The following is a 14,720-nucleotide window of genomic DNA, read 5'->3' as shown; positions in this document are numbered from 1 at the left end:
TGCCGACGGCCTAGCGGGCTGCTCCGACTGGTGCAGCCCTACCGGAGGGGATCTTGTTTAGAGTTAACCGCTCGAACTGAGAGCTGCCTCACAAATCCGCAGGTCCGAACGGGTGACAGCACGGTTCTCACACCCGTGACGGCAGCCCTCTGACCAACTCCGCCACCTCGTCCGGCGTGAACTCCAGCGCGCTGATCCCCACGCTGACCTCGAAGCTGCACCGGCGCGGATCCGGGTTCGACCGCGCGTACAGGAACAGCTTGATCCCGGTGTCGGCCGCGAGGTTCCGCGCGGCCTGCTGCGCGTCGTGCCGCGACATCGGCAGATGAACGTGGAACACCGGAGTCTGCGGCACCTCCGGAACGGTGTGCGCGAACCCGTCGGCGTTGATCGCCCGCGCCAGGGCCCGGGCGTGCCGCCGGAACTCCGCCATCCGCGGCAGGTTCTCGTCCATGCCCATCAACGCGATCGCCGCCAGCGGCCACGCGTCCACGATCGCCCCGCCCAGCCTGCGCCGCCACACCGCCGCGTGCCCGATCACCGCCTCGTCACCGGCCAGTACCGCGCCCCTGGTGCCTTCGAGTCCTTTGTAGAGCGACACGTACACGGTGTCGAACAGCGCCGCGATCTCGGGCAGCGTCGCGTCGTACCCGGTCTGCGCCTCCCAGATCCGCGCGCCGTCGCAGTGCGCGGCCGCGCCGTTCGCCCTGGCCCACCGGGTCTGCGCCACGAGATCCTCGAACGCCGGCAGCTGCCCGCCGATGTCCCGCTGCGGCAGCTCGAACACGACCGCCGCCAGCGGTTCGCGCACGGCTTTGAGGTCGTCCAGCGTGAGCAACTCGTTGCGATCACCGGCCGGATGGAACCTCAGGCCGTGCACCGCGCTGTACCCCTGGTTCTCCCACACGTGCAGATGCGTCTGCGGATGCCCCGCGAACGCGTGCCGCCCCGTCCGCTCGGCGTGCACCCGCAGCGCCGTCTGCTGCGCCATCGTCCCCGACGGGAAGAACAACGCCTTCTGCTTGCCCAGCAGGCCCGCGACCCGTTCCTCCAGCTCCCGCACCGGCTCCTCGGGCCGCACGTCCGGCCCGATCCGCTCGGCGAGGCGACGCAGCACCTCGTGCGGCGACCGGCGCGGGCCGGAGTGGTTCGACAGGGAGCGGCGGATGTCCATACCCGCGAGCCTACCTATTGCAACTCACTTGCAATAGGGGTTTCTCCGTGGTCACGCGCTCAGCCGCGCGTCCAGCTCCGCCTCATCCGCGACGAACCACAGCTGCCGCCCCTTGTTCGACTCGAACACGAAGTCCCGCAACGCCGAGCTCGCCGCCACGTGCCCGGAGATGTCCCCGACCACCACGACCCCGAACCCGTACTGCTGCAGCTTCTGCACCACCGCACCCGCCACCCGCGTGCGCAACCGGAAGAAGTCCTCGGTCAACCGCGCCACCGGCAGCACCAGCCACTGCACGTCCTCGCCCCACAACGTTCCGATCAGGTCCACAGCGGACTGTTCGTCGGCGATCGGCGGACCGTCCGGCGCGCACATCAGGACCGTCGCGCCGTGGCGCGTCTGCACAACATCAGGCATGGCCCGGGAACCTAGCGGCGTCCCGCACCCGTTGTCGCGGCGAATTCCGTGCTTCAGCGGCCCGGCACGGACGGCGCGTCCCACGCCACCACGCCGGTCTCCTCAGCCGGAGAAGGCCCGGCTCATCACCGGCAGCGCCCCCCAACCCGGAGCGGCTCACCTCGCGCCCGGCGCTCTCGGCGTGCTTCGCGACCCGGTCCGCCGACGGCGAACCCGCCCGCCACCAGCCCTGACCGCCACCGGGCGGCACCAACCACCGGGCGCGCCGAAAATGGTGGGCGCCGCCCGGCGGCGCTTGGGTAGCGTCGCCGCACATGCGTGATCTTGCCGCGTTGCCCAAGGCCCACCTGCACGTGCACCTGGAGAGCACGGTGCGGGCCGACACCCTCGCCGAACTCGCCGACCACCACGGGGTCGAGGTGGCGGCGCACGCCGGGCCGTTCGAGGGGTTCGAGCAGTTCGCGGCGCACAACGGCGCGGTGCGGGACTGCCTGCGGCGGGCCGAGGACTTCAGCCGGATCGCGTACGAGTTCTGCGCCGAGGAAGCAGCGCAGGGGACCCGCTACGCCGAGGTCACGTTCACCGCGGCAGCGCACGGGGAACGGCTCGGTGATCCGGACATGCCGCTCGAGGCGGTGTTGGCCGGGCTCGCCGCAGGACAGACCGCCCACGGCATCGAATGCCGTGTGATCGTGGACCACCCCAGGAAGCGGTCGGTCGCGCGATTCGAGGAGTCGCTTCGGCTCGCGATCGCGCACCCCCAGGTCGTCGCCATCGGGACGGCCGGTGCGGAGGACTACCCGCTCACCCCGTTCGCCGCGGTGTTCCGTGCCGCGCGAGACGCCGGGGTCGGGCTCGTGCACCACGCCGGGGAGTGCTGCGGGGCGCCGAGCGTGCTCGAAGCGGTGACCGTCGGGCTCGCCGACCGGATCGGGCACGGGTTCCGGGCGCTCGACGACCCGGACGTCGTCGCGCTGCTGCGCGACCGCGCCGTTCCGCTCGAGGTGTGTCCGTCGTCCAACGTCGCGCTGGGACTGGTCGAATCCGTCTCCTCTCATCCGTTGCCACTGCTCATGGACGCCGGGCTGATCGTCACCCTCAACACCGACATCCCCGCCTCCACCGGCACCACGCTCACCGACGAGTACCGGCTGCTGCGCGACGAGCTCGGCTTCGACGACGACACGCTCGCCGCGATCGCCCTCAACGCCGTCGACGCCTCCTTCGCGCCAGAGGACACGAAGACCGCGCTGCGTCAGGACATCGCCACCTGGCGCGCCGGCTCGTAACACACCAGGCCGTGCCGGGCCGCCAGCAACGCCACCAGATCCAGCACCTGCCGGCGGCCCGGCCACACCACGTGCACGATCACCGCGTCCGACCCCACCGTCAGCGCCTCGTTCCACGACACCGGCGACGACGGATCAGGCGAGGTCTGCCGCAGCTCGCGCACGAACGCCGCCACCGCCGGATCGAACGCGCCCAGCGGCGATGCTCGCAGCTCCGCGTACCGCGCCGCCGCCTCCGCAGAGGACGCCGGGCCGGGAGCCCGCCACACCACGACATCCACCGGCACGTCCATCACGCCACCCCCACCTTCCCGAACAACGCACCCAGCCTTGGGATCCGGGCCGAGATCTCCGCCGGATCCGCGAAATCCCACTGCTCACCCGGCGGCTCCGGCGACACCAGCACCTCCACGCCGAGCGAGGCCAGCGCCGAGTCCAGATCGCCGCCGAACGCCTCGGCCGCCACGTAGTCGAGGCCCTCCCAGTCCGGCCAGTCCGCGTCCGCCCACGTCTCCAGGTCGTGCGGGGCCAGGAACCGGACGTGCGGCACGTCGGCCAGCGCGTCCGGCGACGAGGCCACCGCCTCGAACACCTCGCGCCCCTGACCGACCAGCCACGCCTGGAAGTAGAAGAACCCGTCGTCCGAGCACAACCCGCCGCAGATCAGGTGCGCCGCGTGCCAGTGCGCCCACGTGTCCACCCGGCGCCGCACCTCGTCCAGGCGCCGCGCGAACTCCACCGCCTGCGCCGGCGCCAGGGCCGCTGCCAGCCACTCCAGCCGTTCGTCCTGATCGGAGGTCTCGGCAGCCGACCGCTCGATCAGGGCCCAGAACGCGTTCAGGTCCATGCCGGCAGACGCTAGCGAGGGGGTCTGACAATTTTCGGCGGCCGCCGATCGTGCCTGGTCAGGCCGCCTCCTCCAGCCCGCCCGACAGCTGCCACAGCCGCGGTAACCGCAGCGCGGCCTCCACCGGCGAGTCCAGATCCCACACCGAACCGGTGAACGGGCCCGCGTCGCTCACCCGCACACAGCCCAGGACCCTCAGCGCGTTCTCCAGCGACCGGCCCGTCGCGGCGAAGAACGCGTCGTGCGCCACCCGCCCCAGCCCGGCCCAGAACGGCCACGCGCCGTCCGGCCACGACTCGGCCCCGACCGCCAGCAACGTCCGCACCGCCGGCACGTCCGCCAACGCGTCCGGACACGCCGCCACCGAACCCAGCACCGACCGGCCCAGCCCCACCAGCCACGACTGGAACGAGAAGAATTGCTCAGCGGAACACATCCCGTCACACAGAACATAGGCCGCGTGCCAGTGTGAGAACGTGTTCACCCGGCCACGTGACGCGCTCAACAACGTCTCGAAACCGAGAATGTCGCCCGGTGGTGACCCGGCCAGCCGCAAGGTCAGCCACACGGTGCGTTCATGCTGGTCAGAGGTCACGGCAGCGGAGCGGTCGAGCAGGTCCCAGAAGACGTCGAGATCCATGTGAACGACGCTATCGGAGAGGTCTGACAATTCCTGAGCACCGCCGGACGGACCATCACGACGCTTTTCCGGACAACGCCCACCACCCCGAAAAGCGCCACGCGAAGTGCACACCGCGAGACAGGCGCGCCCGGCGGCGGGACCCCACCTCCGGCAAAGTCGTGTTGGTGCCGGTGAGGCTTCGGTGGCGTCACCCGCGCCCATCCGGTCCCGTGAGCATCGAAGTATCCGATATGCCCGCTTTGCCGCCTCTGGCGGTGCTACGAATGGGCATGAGAGCGCTTCCATGTCTGCGGGCGACGGCCCCGCCGCCCCGTTCAAGGCAGTTTCGGCAGCTACACGCTGGACTTTGCCGGGCCTCTGCGGCGGGACGGGACCCCACCCCGGCGAGCGGGTCGGGCGGTTATTGGCGCGAACGATTCGACCGGCCTGACTATCCTTGAGCGCAAATGGACACCCCGCTCGCTGAACTGCACAAACGCCTGCCCGAGCTCATGCCGCGTGATCAACGCCGGCTCGCCAGGCGCCTCGACGGCGTACGCAAGGTCAAGGACCCGCTCGCGGCCAAGAAGATCACCGAGGAGATCGCCGCCCAGATCGACGAGGCCGCACTCAAGGTCGCGCTGCGCAGGGAGTCCGTCCCCAAGATCACCTACCCGGAAGAACTCCCGGTCAGCCAGCGCAAGGACGACATCAAGGACCTGATCGCGAACAACCAGGTCGTGATCGTCGCCGGCGAGACCGGCTCCGGCAAGACCACCCAGCTGCCCAAGATCTGCCTCGAACTCGGCCGCGGCATCACCGGCCAGATCGGCCACACCCAGCCCCGCCGCATCGCCGCCCGCACCGTCGCCGAACGCGTCGCGGAGGAGCTGGGCACCAAGCTCGGCGACACCGTCGGCTACAAGGTCCGCTTCACCGACCAGTCCGGCGACGACACCCTGGTCAAGCTCATGACCGACGGCATCCTGCTCGCCGAGATCCAGACCGACAAGACGCTGAGCCGCTACGACACGATCATCATCGACGAGGCCCACGAACGCAGCCTCAACGTCGACTTCCTGCTCGGCTACCTCAAGCAGCTGCTGCCCCGCAGGCCCGACCTCAAGATCGTCATCACGTCCGCGACGATCGACCCGCAGCGCTTCAGCGCCCACTTCGGCGACGCCCCGATCATCGAGGTCTCCGGCCGCACCTACCCCGTCGAGACCCGCTACCGGCCGCTGGAGGAGGACGACGACCAGACCCAGGGCATCATCAACGCCGTCCACGAACTGCAGGCCGAAGGCCCCGGCGACATCCTCGTGTTCCTGTCGGGCGAACGCGAGATCCGCGACACCGCGGACGCCCTCAAAGCAGAAGACCTCAAAAACACCGAGATCCTCCCGCTCTACGCCAGGCTGTCGGTGGGCGAACAGCACCGTGTCTTCCAGCGCCACAGCGGCCGCCGCATCGTGCTCGCGACCAACGTCGCCGAGACCAGCCTCACCGTGCCCGGCATCAAGTACGTCATCGACCCCGGCAACGCCCGCATCTCCCGCTACAGCCACCGCCTCAAGGTCCAGCGGCTGCCGATCGAACCGATCAGCCAGGCCAGCGCGAACCAGCGCAAGGGCCGCTGCGGCCGCGTCAGCGAAGGCATCTGCATCCGCCTGTACTCCGAAGAGGACTTCGAGGCACGCCCGGAGTTCACCGACGCCGAGATCCTGCGCACCAACCTCGCCAGCGTCATCCTGCAGATGACCAACATCGGCCTGGGCGACGTCGCGAAGTTCCCGTTCATCGACCCGCCGGACTCGCGCAACATCAACGACGGCATCGGCCTGCTGCAGGAGCTGGGCGCCATCAGCACCGCCCAGAAGGGCGCAGGAGAGCAGAAGCTCACCCCGACCGGCCGCAAGCTCGCTCAGCTGCCCGTCGACCCGCGCCTGGGCCGCATGGTGCTCGAAGCCGACACCACCGGCTGCCTCAGAGAAGTCATGATCATCGCCGCGGCACTGTCCATCCAGGACCCCCGCGAACGCCCGGCCGACCAGCAGGAAGCCGCCACCCAGCAGCACGCGAGGTTCGTCGACTCCGAATCCGACTTCGTCACGTTCCTCAACCTCTGGCAGTACCTCAAGGAACAGCAGAAAGCGCTGAGCGGCAACCAGTTCCGCAAGCTGTGCAAGAACGAGTTCCTCAACTACCTGCGCGTGCGCGAATGGCAGGACATCTACCTGCAGCTGCGGCAGGTCGCCAAGCAGATCGGCATGCACCTCAACGACCAGCCCGGCGACCCCCGCAACATCCACATCGCCCTGCTGTCCGGCCTGCTCAGCCACATCGGCGTCAAGGACGTCCTCAAAAAGCAGGCACCGGGCGAGAAACGCCGTCCCATGACGGAGTTCCTCGGCGCCCGCAACGCCAAGTTCGCGATCTTCCCCGGCTCCGCCCTCGCGAAGAAACCACCGCAATGGGTGATGGCCGCCGAACTCGTCGAAACCAGCCGCCTCTGGGGCCGCATCGTCGCCAAGATCGAACCCGAATGGGCCGAACGCCTCGGCGAGCACGTCGTCAAACGCCAGTACTCCGAACCGCACTGGGAAGCCAAGCGCGGCAGCGTCGTCGCCCTGGAGAAGGTCACCCTCTACGGCGTGCCGATCGTCGCCGGCCGCAAGGTCAACTACGGCCGCATCGACCCCGAACTGAGCCGTGAGCTGTTCATCCGCCACGCACTCGTGCAGGGGGAGTGGACCACCCACCACAAGTTCTTCCACACCAACCGGGCCCTGCTCGAAGAAGTCGAAGAGCTCGAGAACAGGGCACGGCGCCGCGACATCGTCGTCGACGAGGAAACCCTGTTCGAGTTCTACGACCAGCGCGTGGGCCCCGAGGTCGTCTCCGCCCGCCACTTCGACTCGTGGTGGAAGAAGCAGAAGAACAACAACCTGCTCACCTTCACCAAGGACATGCTGGTCAACGACCGCGCCGACGTGAGCCCCGAGCAGTACCCCGACCAGTGGCGCCAGGGCGAACTCACCCTGCCGCTCAGCTACCACTTCGAACCGGGCTCGAAGAACGACGGCATCACCGTCCAGCTGCCGCTGCCGGCGCTCACCACCCTGGACGACGACGCGTTCTCCTGGCAGATCCCCGGCCTGCGTCACGACCTCGTCGTCGCGCTCATCCGCTCGCTGCCCAAGCAGATCCGCCGCAACTTCGTCCCCGTCCCCGACGTCGCCACCGCCGTGCTCGCCCGCATCAACCCCGCGGAAACGTCCCTGCTCGGCGGCATCGAACGCGAGCTCAAAGCACTCACCGGCGTCACCGTGCACCGCGAGGACTGGCAGTTCGACGCCGTGCCCGAGCACCTCAAGCTCACCTTCCAGGTCGTCGACGAGCACAACCGCACCCTCGCCGAGGGCAAGGACATCGCCGCGCTGAAGGAAAAACTGCGCGACGAGGTCCGCGAGTCCCTCAGCCAGGCCGCCGGCCACCTCGAACGCACCGGCCTGACGACCTGGGACTTCGACTCCCTGCCGCGCACGATCGAGCAACGCCAGTCCGGCATCACCGTGACCGCCTACCCGTCCCTGGTCGACCAGAGCTCCGCCGTCGCGATCAAGGTCCTCGACACCCCAGGTCGCCAGGCCTACGCCCACCGCCGCGGCGTGCGCAGACTGCTGCTGATGGGCATCAACTCACCCGTCAAACACCTGCAGCGCCACCTCGACAACGCCGCCAAGCTCGCCCTCACCCGCAACCCCCACGGCGGCGTCGCGGCCCTGCTGTCGGACTGCATCATGGCCGCCGTCGACCGGCTCATGGGCGAACCCGCCTGGGACGCCAAGGCCTACGCGGCGCAGCTGAAGAAGGTCCAGGCGGCGCTCAACGACACCACCTGGGTCGTCGTCCAGGAAGTCCGCAAGGTCCTCGAAGCCGCCCACGAGGCCGAACTGAAGCTCACCGCGCTCAAGGGCCCGCCGGACTCGGTCGCCGACATCCGCGCACACCTCAACTCGTTGGTGTACAAGGGATTCGTCACCCACACCGGGTACGACCGGCTGCCCGACCTCGTGCGGTACCTCAAGGGCATCGCGCGGCGGATCGAGAAGCTGCCCGAGAACCCGCGCCGCGACCTGGAGTGGACCGAGAAGGTCCACCAGGTCCACGCCGAGTACCGGGAGCTGCGGGCACAGACACCCGCCGACGAACCCGCGCCCGAGCTCGACGAGATCCGGTGGATGATCGAGGAGCTGCGGCTGTCGTACTTCGCCCAGACCATCGGCACCCGGTACACCGTCAGCGACAAACGCATCTACAAGGCGCTCGACGCCGTGCCGCTGTGAACCGCTACCGTGGAGCATGAAGTTCTCGGGGGATTCCACGTGGGTCATCTCCAGCGGCGACGGCGGCACGTTCGCCCTGTTCGTCCGTGACGCCCTCGGCATCAGCACGCCGACCGCCGACTCGATACCGCGCCTCACGCCACCGGTCCCGCGGCTGACCGGCCTGCTGTACCCGCCGGAACTCGTCCAGGACTGGGACCGGTGGTGGCGCGACTGCAGCTCGACCGGACACGGCCGCGAACCGGTCGGCCTGCCCGTCGAGCTGCGCGAGGCCTACCAGCAGTGGGGTGCCTTCACCACACCGGAGAACACCCGGCGGCGCGACGACATCAGGATCAGCTTCTCGAACTCCGTCCACGAACTGGTCACCGACCTCGAACAGGAACTCCGCCGCAGGCCCGTCTTCAAGCTCGACGTCGTCCAGATCCCCGTCGAAGGACAGTTCTGGCGCCGCCTCAAGCACGACAGGGTCCTCGTCTCCGAGGAACTCATGGCCTCCCGCAACGTCATCGCGCCACTGGAGTCAGTGATCCGCGACCTCGCCCAATAGCGCCTCACCCGTCCGATACAGCTGATCCAGCAACGGCCGCAACAACAAACCGGCAGACGTCAACGCATACGAGGTGCGCACCGGAAAGCCGGGGGAGCGCGAACACGACACCAACCCCTGCGCCACCAACGACTCCAGCCGCTCCGTCAGCACCTTCGCGCTCAACGACGGCAACCCCGCCCGCAACGCCGAGAACGACCGCGGGCCGTCCATCAGGTCGCGCAGGATCAACGTCGCCCACCGGCCGCTGATCGCCGCCAGCGCCACCTCCACCGGACAGTCCGCCGTCGGCCGGTCCCAGGTCACCGTTTGGTGACCCACTTCGCGAGCGGCAACGCTCACACCATGACCATCCACCCCGTCAGTGTGGCCCACGCCTTCGCCGCCGCGTTCAACGCCAAAGACGCCCACGCCGTCGACGACGTCTACGAACCGGGCGGCCTGTTCGTCCCCGAACCCGGCACCACCGTCACCGGCGCCGCACGCCGGCAGGCCAACCAGCGGTTCCTCGCCACAGGACTTCCGATCGAGCTCACGCCGAGGCACGTCTACGAACACGACGGCATCGCGCTGCTCATCGTCGACTGGACCATCGGCGGCACCACGGGCACCGCCACCGACGTCGCCCGCAAAGGCGCGGACGGCCGGTGGCGGTACGTCATCGACAACCCCTTCGGCACCGCCTAGGCGGCTTCCGGCGGCTCCATCGCCCCGGTCATGATCGCCACCGCGTCCGACATCGACACCGACTTCGGGTCCACCACCGCCTTGCGGCGGCCCAGGCGCTGGATGTGGATGCGGTCGGCCACCTCGAACACGTGCGGCATGTTGTGGCTGATCAGGATCACCGGCAACCCGCGGTCGCGGACCTGCAGGATCAGGTCCAGCACCGCGCGGGACTCCCGCACACCCAGCGCCGCCGTCGGCTCGTCCATGATCACGACCCGGCTGCCGAACGCCGCCGCCCGCGCCACCGCCACGGCCTGGCGCTGGCCACCCGACAGGGTCTCGACCGCCTGGCCGGGGTTCTGGATCGTCATGATCCCCAGCGCGTCGAGCTGACGGCGGGCCTCCTCGCGCATGCCCTGGCGGTCGAGCATCCGGAACACCGACCCCAGCACACCCTTGCGGCGCCGTTCGCGGCCCAGGAACAGGTTCGAAGCGATGTCCAGCGACGGCGACACCGCCAGCGACTGATGAACCGTCTCGATCCCGGCCTTGCGCGCGTCGATCGGCGTGGAGAACGACACCGGCTCACCGTCGAGGCGGATCTCGCCCTCGTCCGGCACGACCGCCCCCGACAAGGCCTTGATCAGCGACGACTTGCCAGCGCCGTTGTCGCCGATCACCGCGAGGATCTCACCGGGCAGCAGCTCCAGGTCCGCGCCCGCCAGCGCCGTCACCTTGCCGTACCGCTTCACCAGGCCAGTGGCCTGCAGCACCGGCGTGGTCATGCCTTCACCTTCCTGATCCACTGGTCCAGCGAGACCGCCACGATGATCAGCACGCCCACCGCCATGGTCTGCCACAGCACGTCCACGCCCGCGAGCGCCAGGCCGTTGCGGAACACACCGACGATCAACGCGCCGATCAGCGAGCCCACCACGGCGCCGCGGCCGCCGAACAGCGACGTCCCGCCGATCACCACGGCGGTGATCGAGTCCAGGTTGTCGGTCTGCCCGGCCTGCGGGCTGGCCGAGGCGATCCGGCCGATCAGCGTCCACGCCGCCACCGCGTAGATCAGCCCCGCCGTCGCGTACACGCTCAGCAGCACCCGAGCGGTCCGGATGCCGGACAGGCGGGAGGCCTCCAGGTCGTCACCGGTCGAGTAGACGTGCCTGCCCCACGCGGTGTTCTTGAGCACGAACGCCATCGCCGCCACCAGGACCACCAGCATGATCGAGCCGTAGGTGATGCGGGTGCCGCCGATGTTGATCGTCTGGCCGGTCCACAGCAGCAACGACGGCATGTCCGTGCCGCGGATCGTCGCGCTGCCCGAGTACCAGAGGTTCACCGCGAAGAACACGTTCAGCGTGCCGAGCGTGACGATGAACGGCGGCAGCTTCAGCCTCGTCACCAGCAGACCGTTGAGCAGGCCGCACAGCGTGCCGACCGCGAAGCCCAGCAGCAGGGCGGGCAGCCCCGGCAGCCCGGTGCCCGCCGCGACCTTCGCCATCACGATCGACGTCAGCACCATGATCGCCCCGCACGACAGGTCGATGCCCGCCGTCAGGATCACGATCGTCTGCCCCACCGCGAGCGTGCCCACCACCGCGACCTGCTGCAGGATCAACGAGATGTTGCCCGGCGTCAGGAACCGCTCCGACAGCAGCGCGAACACGATCACCGCCACCAGCAGCACCACCGCCGGCCCGATCGTCGCCTGGGCGTGCAACAGGTGCTGAAGCCGGGTCAGCACCGACCGGTCCCGCTGCTCCGGCAACGGAGCGGGCGGCCGGGTAGCCGTAGTCGTCATCGTCTCAGCCCCAGCAGTTCTGCAGGCCGAACGCCGAGTCCTTCGACTCGACCCCGTCGGCCGGCTGGTCGGTGATCAGGGTGACGCCCGTGTCGGTGTTCTGCGGCTTCGACCCGTCCTTGGCGAACTTCGCCACCGCCTCCACACCCAGCTGCGCCATCTTCAGCGGGTACTGCTGCGACGTCGCGCCGATCACGCCCGCCTTCACGTTCTGCACACCGGGGCAGCCGCCGTCGACCGACACGATCACGACGTCCTTCTCCTTGCCCACCGCCTTCAACGCCTCGTACGCGCCGGCCGCGGCGGGCTCGTTGATCGTGTAGACGAGGTTGACGCCGGGATCCTTCTGCAGCAGGTTCTCCATCGCCGTGCGGCCACCCGCCGGGTCGCCGTTGGTCACGTCGTGGCCCACGATCCGCGGGTCGGACTCGTCACCGATCTTGTTCTTGTCCTTGACGTCGACGCCGAAGCCCTCCAGGAAGCCCTGGTCGCGCTGCACGTCGACGGACACCTGGTTCGGGTTGAGGTCCAGCAGCGCGATCTTGGCTTGCTTGCCGTCCTTGGCGAACTTCGCCTTCGCCCACTGACCGATCAGCAGACCCGCCTTGTAGTTGTCGGTCGCGAACGTCGCGTCCGCGGCGGACGCCGGCTCCAGTGGCGTGTCCAGCGCGATCACCAAGAGTCCCGCGGCCCGCGCCTTGTCCACCGACGGCACGATCGCCTTCGAGTCGCTCGGCGTGATCAGGATGCCCTTCGCACCCGACGCGATCAGGTTCTCGATCGCGTCGACCTGCGTCTGGTTGTCACCGTCCTGCTTGCCCGCGAACGACTGCACCGTCACACCCGAGGACGAGGCCGCCTTCTGCGCGCCCTCCTTCATCTTCACGAAGAACGGGTTCGTGTCGGTCTTGGTCACCAGGCCCACCAGCGTGCTGCCGCCCGACGAACCGCCGTTCCCGCACGCCGCCACGGACAGCGCCAGCACCGCCGCCGCTGTCAGCCCGAACGCTCTGCGCGACATGACTCCTCCTACGTCAACGTTGACGTAACCGGCCGTGTGAGGCGAGAGCTGATGGAGAGGCTCGGTTACGCGAAAGATGGAGAACCGGGGGTTCCGTTACGTCATCGTTGACGCTAGCTTTCGCAGAGAAGACGCGACAAGCGGGCGTTACGCAAGCGTTACCCGAGGTGGGTGGACATGGATCATGCAGGCGAAAGACGCGAACCCACGATGCGCGACGTCGCGGCGCTGGCGAAGGTCAGCACCAAGACCGTCTCGCGCGTCATCAACGGTCTGCCCGGCGCGGGTCCCGAAGTCGTCGAACGCGTCCGCGCCGCCGCCCGCACCCTCGGCTACCGCCCCAACCTCACCGCCAGCAGCCTGCGCCGCTCCGACCGCCGCAGCGCCACCATCGGCGTGCTGTTCGAGGACCTCTCCAACCCGTTCGACTCCGCGCTGCTGCGCGCCGTCGAGGACCGCGCCCGCCACAACGGCGTCCTCGTGCTCGCCGGCAGCAGCGAGGACGACCACTCCCTGCAACGCGAACTGCTGCTGTCGCTGTCCGCGCGCCGCGTCGACGGCGTCGTCGTCATGGCCGCCGGCGGCCACCAGGACGCCCTGCAGCAGGAACGCGACCGCGGCACCCCGATGGTGCTCGTCGACCGGCCACCCACCTTCGGCGGCACCGACTGCGTCACCACCACCAACCGCGACAGCTCCCGCGAAGCCGTCCTGCAGCTCGCCGCGCTCGGCCACCGCGACATCGCCTTCCTCGGCGACCGCCGCACCCTGTGGACCAGCCAGGAGCGCTACACCGGTTACCTCGAAGGCCTCGCCCAGGCCGGGCTCACCCTGCGCGAGGAACTCGTGCGCACCGACCTGCACGGCGCCGACCTCGCCGAGACCGCCACGAAGGAACTGCTCGACCTCGGCACACCACCCACGGCCCTGTTCACCGCCCAGAACCTCGTCACCGTCGGCTCCATGCGCGTGCTGCGCGCCCGCGGCCTGCAACACCGCGTCGCCCTCATCGGCTTCGACGACTTCCCGCTCGCCGACATGCTCGAACCCGGCATCACCGTCGTGCGTCAGGACGTGCCCGGCATCGGCCGCAAAGCCGCCGAGCTCATCTTCGCCCGCATCGACGGCGACACCTCACCACCCGTGCACGCCGTCGTCCCCGCCGCCCTCGTGCGCAGAGGCTCCGGCGAGATCGCGCCGTCAGCCGACTGACAGCACCGCGTCGACCACCTGCGGACCCGACAGCAACACCTCGTCGTTGTGATCGGCGCCGGCGATCTCGACCAGCTTCGCGCGCGCCGCCGCGGCCACCTCACGGCTCTGCGCCGGCGGCACCACCGAATCCGCCGTGCCCAGCAGCACCACCGTCGGCACGTCCACCGCGGACACCCGCTCCAGCAGGGGATACTTGTCCCGCAACAACATCTTCACAGGCAGCCACGGGTAGTGGTGCGACCCGACCGCCGCCAGCGACGCGAACGGCGACCGCAGCACCAGCCCGCGAGGAGCCCGGTAGGTCGCGAGCTCGACGGCGACCGCGGCGCCCAGCGACTCGCCGAAGTAGATCACCGGGCCGTCGATCAGGTCCAACGCCGCCCGCGCGTCGTAGGTCAGGCCCTCCTCCGAGGGCGTGCCGGGGTTGTCGCCGTAGCCGCGGTAGTCGAACAGCAGCACCGACAACCCGCGTTCGGTCAACGACCGCGCCAGCGGCACCCGCCCCAGCCGGTTGCCGCCGTTGCCGGGGAACACGATCACCGTCGCCGGCGCGTCGTACACCTCGAAGTGCCAGCCGTTCAGCAGCAGGCCGTCCGCCGTCACCAGCCGCACATCGCGCCCACCGGGCAGAACCTCCTCGGCGGACGGCAACGGGCCGGGGGAGGGGAAGTAGATCAGCTTGCGCTGAAAGGCGAAGACCACGGCGACGATGGTGACAACCACCGCCGCCGCGATCAACACCGCCCTGCGCATCAGCTCA

At 69.3% G+C, this 14,720-nt stretch carries 15 protein-coding genes; 5 read left to right on the top strand and 10 right to left on the bottom strand.

Features of this window, described 5'->3' with window-relative positions:
• Nucleotides 1-127: 127 nt before the first annotated feature.
• Nucleotides 128-1,174: a threonine aldolase family protein gene (locus IEZ09_RS01390; RefSeq protein WP_189251656.1), complete on the bottom strand. Its 1,047-nt coding sequence runs from the start codon at nucleotides 1,172-1,174 to the stop codon at nucleotides 128-130.
• A 51-nt stretch (nucleotides 1,175-1,225) separates the two neighbouring features.
• The gene (locus IEZ09_RS01385) at nucleotides 1,226-1,591 is read right to left on the bottom strand and encodes a DUF4180 domain-containing protein (RefSeq protein ID WP_189251655.1); all 366 of its coding nucleotides are present in this window, start codon (nucleotides 1,589-1,591) and stop codon (nucleotides 1,226-1,228) included.
• 314 nt (nucleotides 1,592-1,905) lie between these two features.
• Between IEZ09_RS01385 and add the strand changes: the two genes are divergently transcribed.
• Nucleotides 1,906-2,880 carry an adenosine deaminase gene (gene add, locus IEZ09_RS01380; RefSeq protein WP_189251654.1) on the top strand — a complete coding sequence of 325 codons (975 nt, stop codon included), beginning with the start codon at nucleotides 1,906-1,908 and terminating at the stop codon, nucleotides 2,878-2,880.
• Here add and IEZ09_RS01375 read toward each other — a convergent pair.
• From IEZ09_RS01375 to IEZ09_RS01365, 3 genes are read right to left on the bottom strand one after another with little or no spacing between them, the layout of a single operon-like run.
• Nucleotides 2,847-3,173, bottom strand: coding sequence for a hypothetical protein (locus IEZ09_RS01375; protein ID WP_189251653.1), 327 nt, complete (start codon nucleotides 3,171-3,173; stop codon nucleotides 2,847-2,849). The genes add and IEZ09_RS01375 overlap by 34 nt on opposite strands.
• Nucleotides 3,173-3,727, bottom strand: coding sequence for a DUF4240 domain-containing protein (locus IEZ09_RS01370; RefSeq protein ID WP_189251652.1), 555 nt, complete (start codon nucleotides 3,725-3,727; stop codon nucleotides 3,173-3,175). Before IEZ09_RS01370 ends, IEZ09_RS01375 begins: the two co-directional genes overlap by 1 nt.
• Nucleotides 3,728-3,785: 58 nt before the next feature.
• Nucleotides 3,786-4,367: a DUF4240 domain-containing protein gene (locus IEZ09_RS01365; protein WP_189251651.1), complete on the bottom strand. Its 582-nt coding sequence runs from the start codon at nucleotides 4,365-4,367 to the stop codon at nucleotides 3,786-3,788.
• A gap of 449 nt (nucleotides 4,368-4,816) precedes the next feature.
• Here IEZ09_RS01365 and hrpA point away from each other — a divergent pair, with 449 nt between their 5' ends.
• Nucleotides 4,817-8,698 carry an ATP-dependent RNA helicase HrpA gene (gene hrpA, locus IEZ09_RS01360; RefSeq protein ID WP_189251650.1) on the top strand — a complete coding sequence of 1,294 codons (3,882 nt, stop codon included), beginning with the start codon at nucleotides 4,817-4,819 and terminating at the stop codon, nucleotides 8,696-8,698.
• A 16-nt stretch (nucleotides 8,699-8,714) separates the two neighbouring features.
• The gene (locus IEZ09_RS01355; RefSeq protein WP_189251649.1) at nucleotides 8,715-9,248 is read left to right on the top strand and encodes a hypothetical protein; all 534 of its coding nucleotides are present in this window, start codon (nucleotides 8,715-8,717) and stop codon (nucleotides 9,246-9,248) included.
• On the opposite strand, the gene IEZ09_RS01350 is transcribed toward IEZ09_RS01355, so the two are convergent.
• Entirely contained in the window at nucleotides 9,222-9,554 is a 333-nt protein-coding gene (locus tag IEZ09_RS01350; protein ID WP_229812149.1) for a winged helix-turn-helix transcriptional regulator, read from the bottom strand. The two genes, IEZ09_RS01355 and IEZ09_RS01350, sit on opposite strands and share 27 nt — an antisense overlap.
• Before the next feature lie 39 nt (nucleotides 9,555-9,593).
• On the opposite strand from IEZ09_RS01350, the gene IEZ09_RS01345 reads away from it, so the two are divergent.
• Nucleotides 9,594-9,935 carry a DUF4440 domain-containing protein gene (locus tag IEZ09_RS01345; protein WP_189251647.1) on the top strand — a complete coding sequence of 114 codons (342 nt, stop codon included), beginning with the start codon at nucleotides 9,594-9,596 and terminating at the stop codon, nucleotides 9,933-9,935.
• On the opposite strand, the gene IEZ09_RS01340 is transcribed toward IEZ09_RS01345, so the two are convergent.
• Genes IEZ09_RS01340 through IEZ09_RS01330 form a run of 3 tightly spaced genes read right to left on the bottom strand, consistent with a single transcriptional unit; the run spans nucleotide 9,932 to nucleotide 12,745 of the window.
• The gene (locus IEZ09_RS01340; protein WP_189251646.1) at nucleotides 9,932-10,702 is read right to left on the bottom strand and encodes an ATP-binding cassette domain-containing protein; all 771 of its coding nucleotides are present in this window, start codon (nucleotides 10,700-10,702) and stop codon (nucleotides 9,932-9,934) included. The genes IEZ09_RS01345 and IEZ09_RS01340 overlap by 4 nt on opposite strands.
• On the bottom strand, nucleotides 10,699-11,724 hold the full coding sequence (locus IEZ09_RS01335; protein WP_189251645.1) for an ABC transporter permease: 1,026 nt from the start codon (nucleotides 11,722-11,724) through the stop codon (nucleotides 10,699-10,701). Before IEZ09_RS01335 ends, IEZ09_RS01340 begins: the two co-directional genes overlap by 4 nt.
• Nucleotides 11,725-11,728: 4 nt before the next feature.
• Nucleotides 11,729-12,745, bottom strand: coding sequence for a sugar ABC transporter substrate-binding protein (locus IEZ09_RS01330; RefSeq protein ID WP_189251644.1), 1,017 nt, complete (start codon nucleotides 12,743-12,745; stop codon nucleotides 11,729-11,731).
• A 177-nt stretch (nucleotides 12,746-12,922) separates the two neighbouring features.
• Between IEZ09_RS01330 and IEZ09_RS01325 the strand changes: the two genes are divergently transcribed.
• On the top strand, nucleotides 12,923-13,957 hold the full coding sequence (locus IEZ09_RS01325; RefSeq protein ID WP_189251643.1) for a LacI family DNA-binding transcriptional regulator: 1,035 nt from the start codon (nucleotides 12,923-12,925) through the stop codon (nucleotides 13,955-13,957).
• Here the strand turns inward: IEZ09_RS01325 and IEZ09_RS01320 are convergent.
• Nucleotides 13,946-14,713, bottom strand: coding sequence for an alpha/beta hydrolase (locus IEZ09_RS01320; protein ID WP_189251642.1), 768 nt, complete (start codon nucleotides 14,711-14,713; stop codon nucleotides 13,946-13,948). The genes IEZ09_RS01325 and IEZ09_RS01320 overlap by 12 nt on opposite strands.
• Between the last annotated feature and the right edge of the window lie 7 nt (nucleotides 14,714-14,720).

Source organism: Lentzea flava, from assembly GCF_014648475.1.
Lineage (GTDB): Bacteria > Actinomycetota > Actinomycetes > Mycobacteriales > Pseudonocardiaceae > Lentzea > Lentzea flava.
Note: the sequence above shows the minus strand (reverse complement) of the source record. Positions and strands in the feature narration are given on the sequence as shown.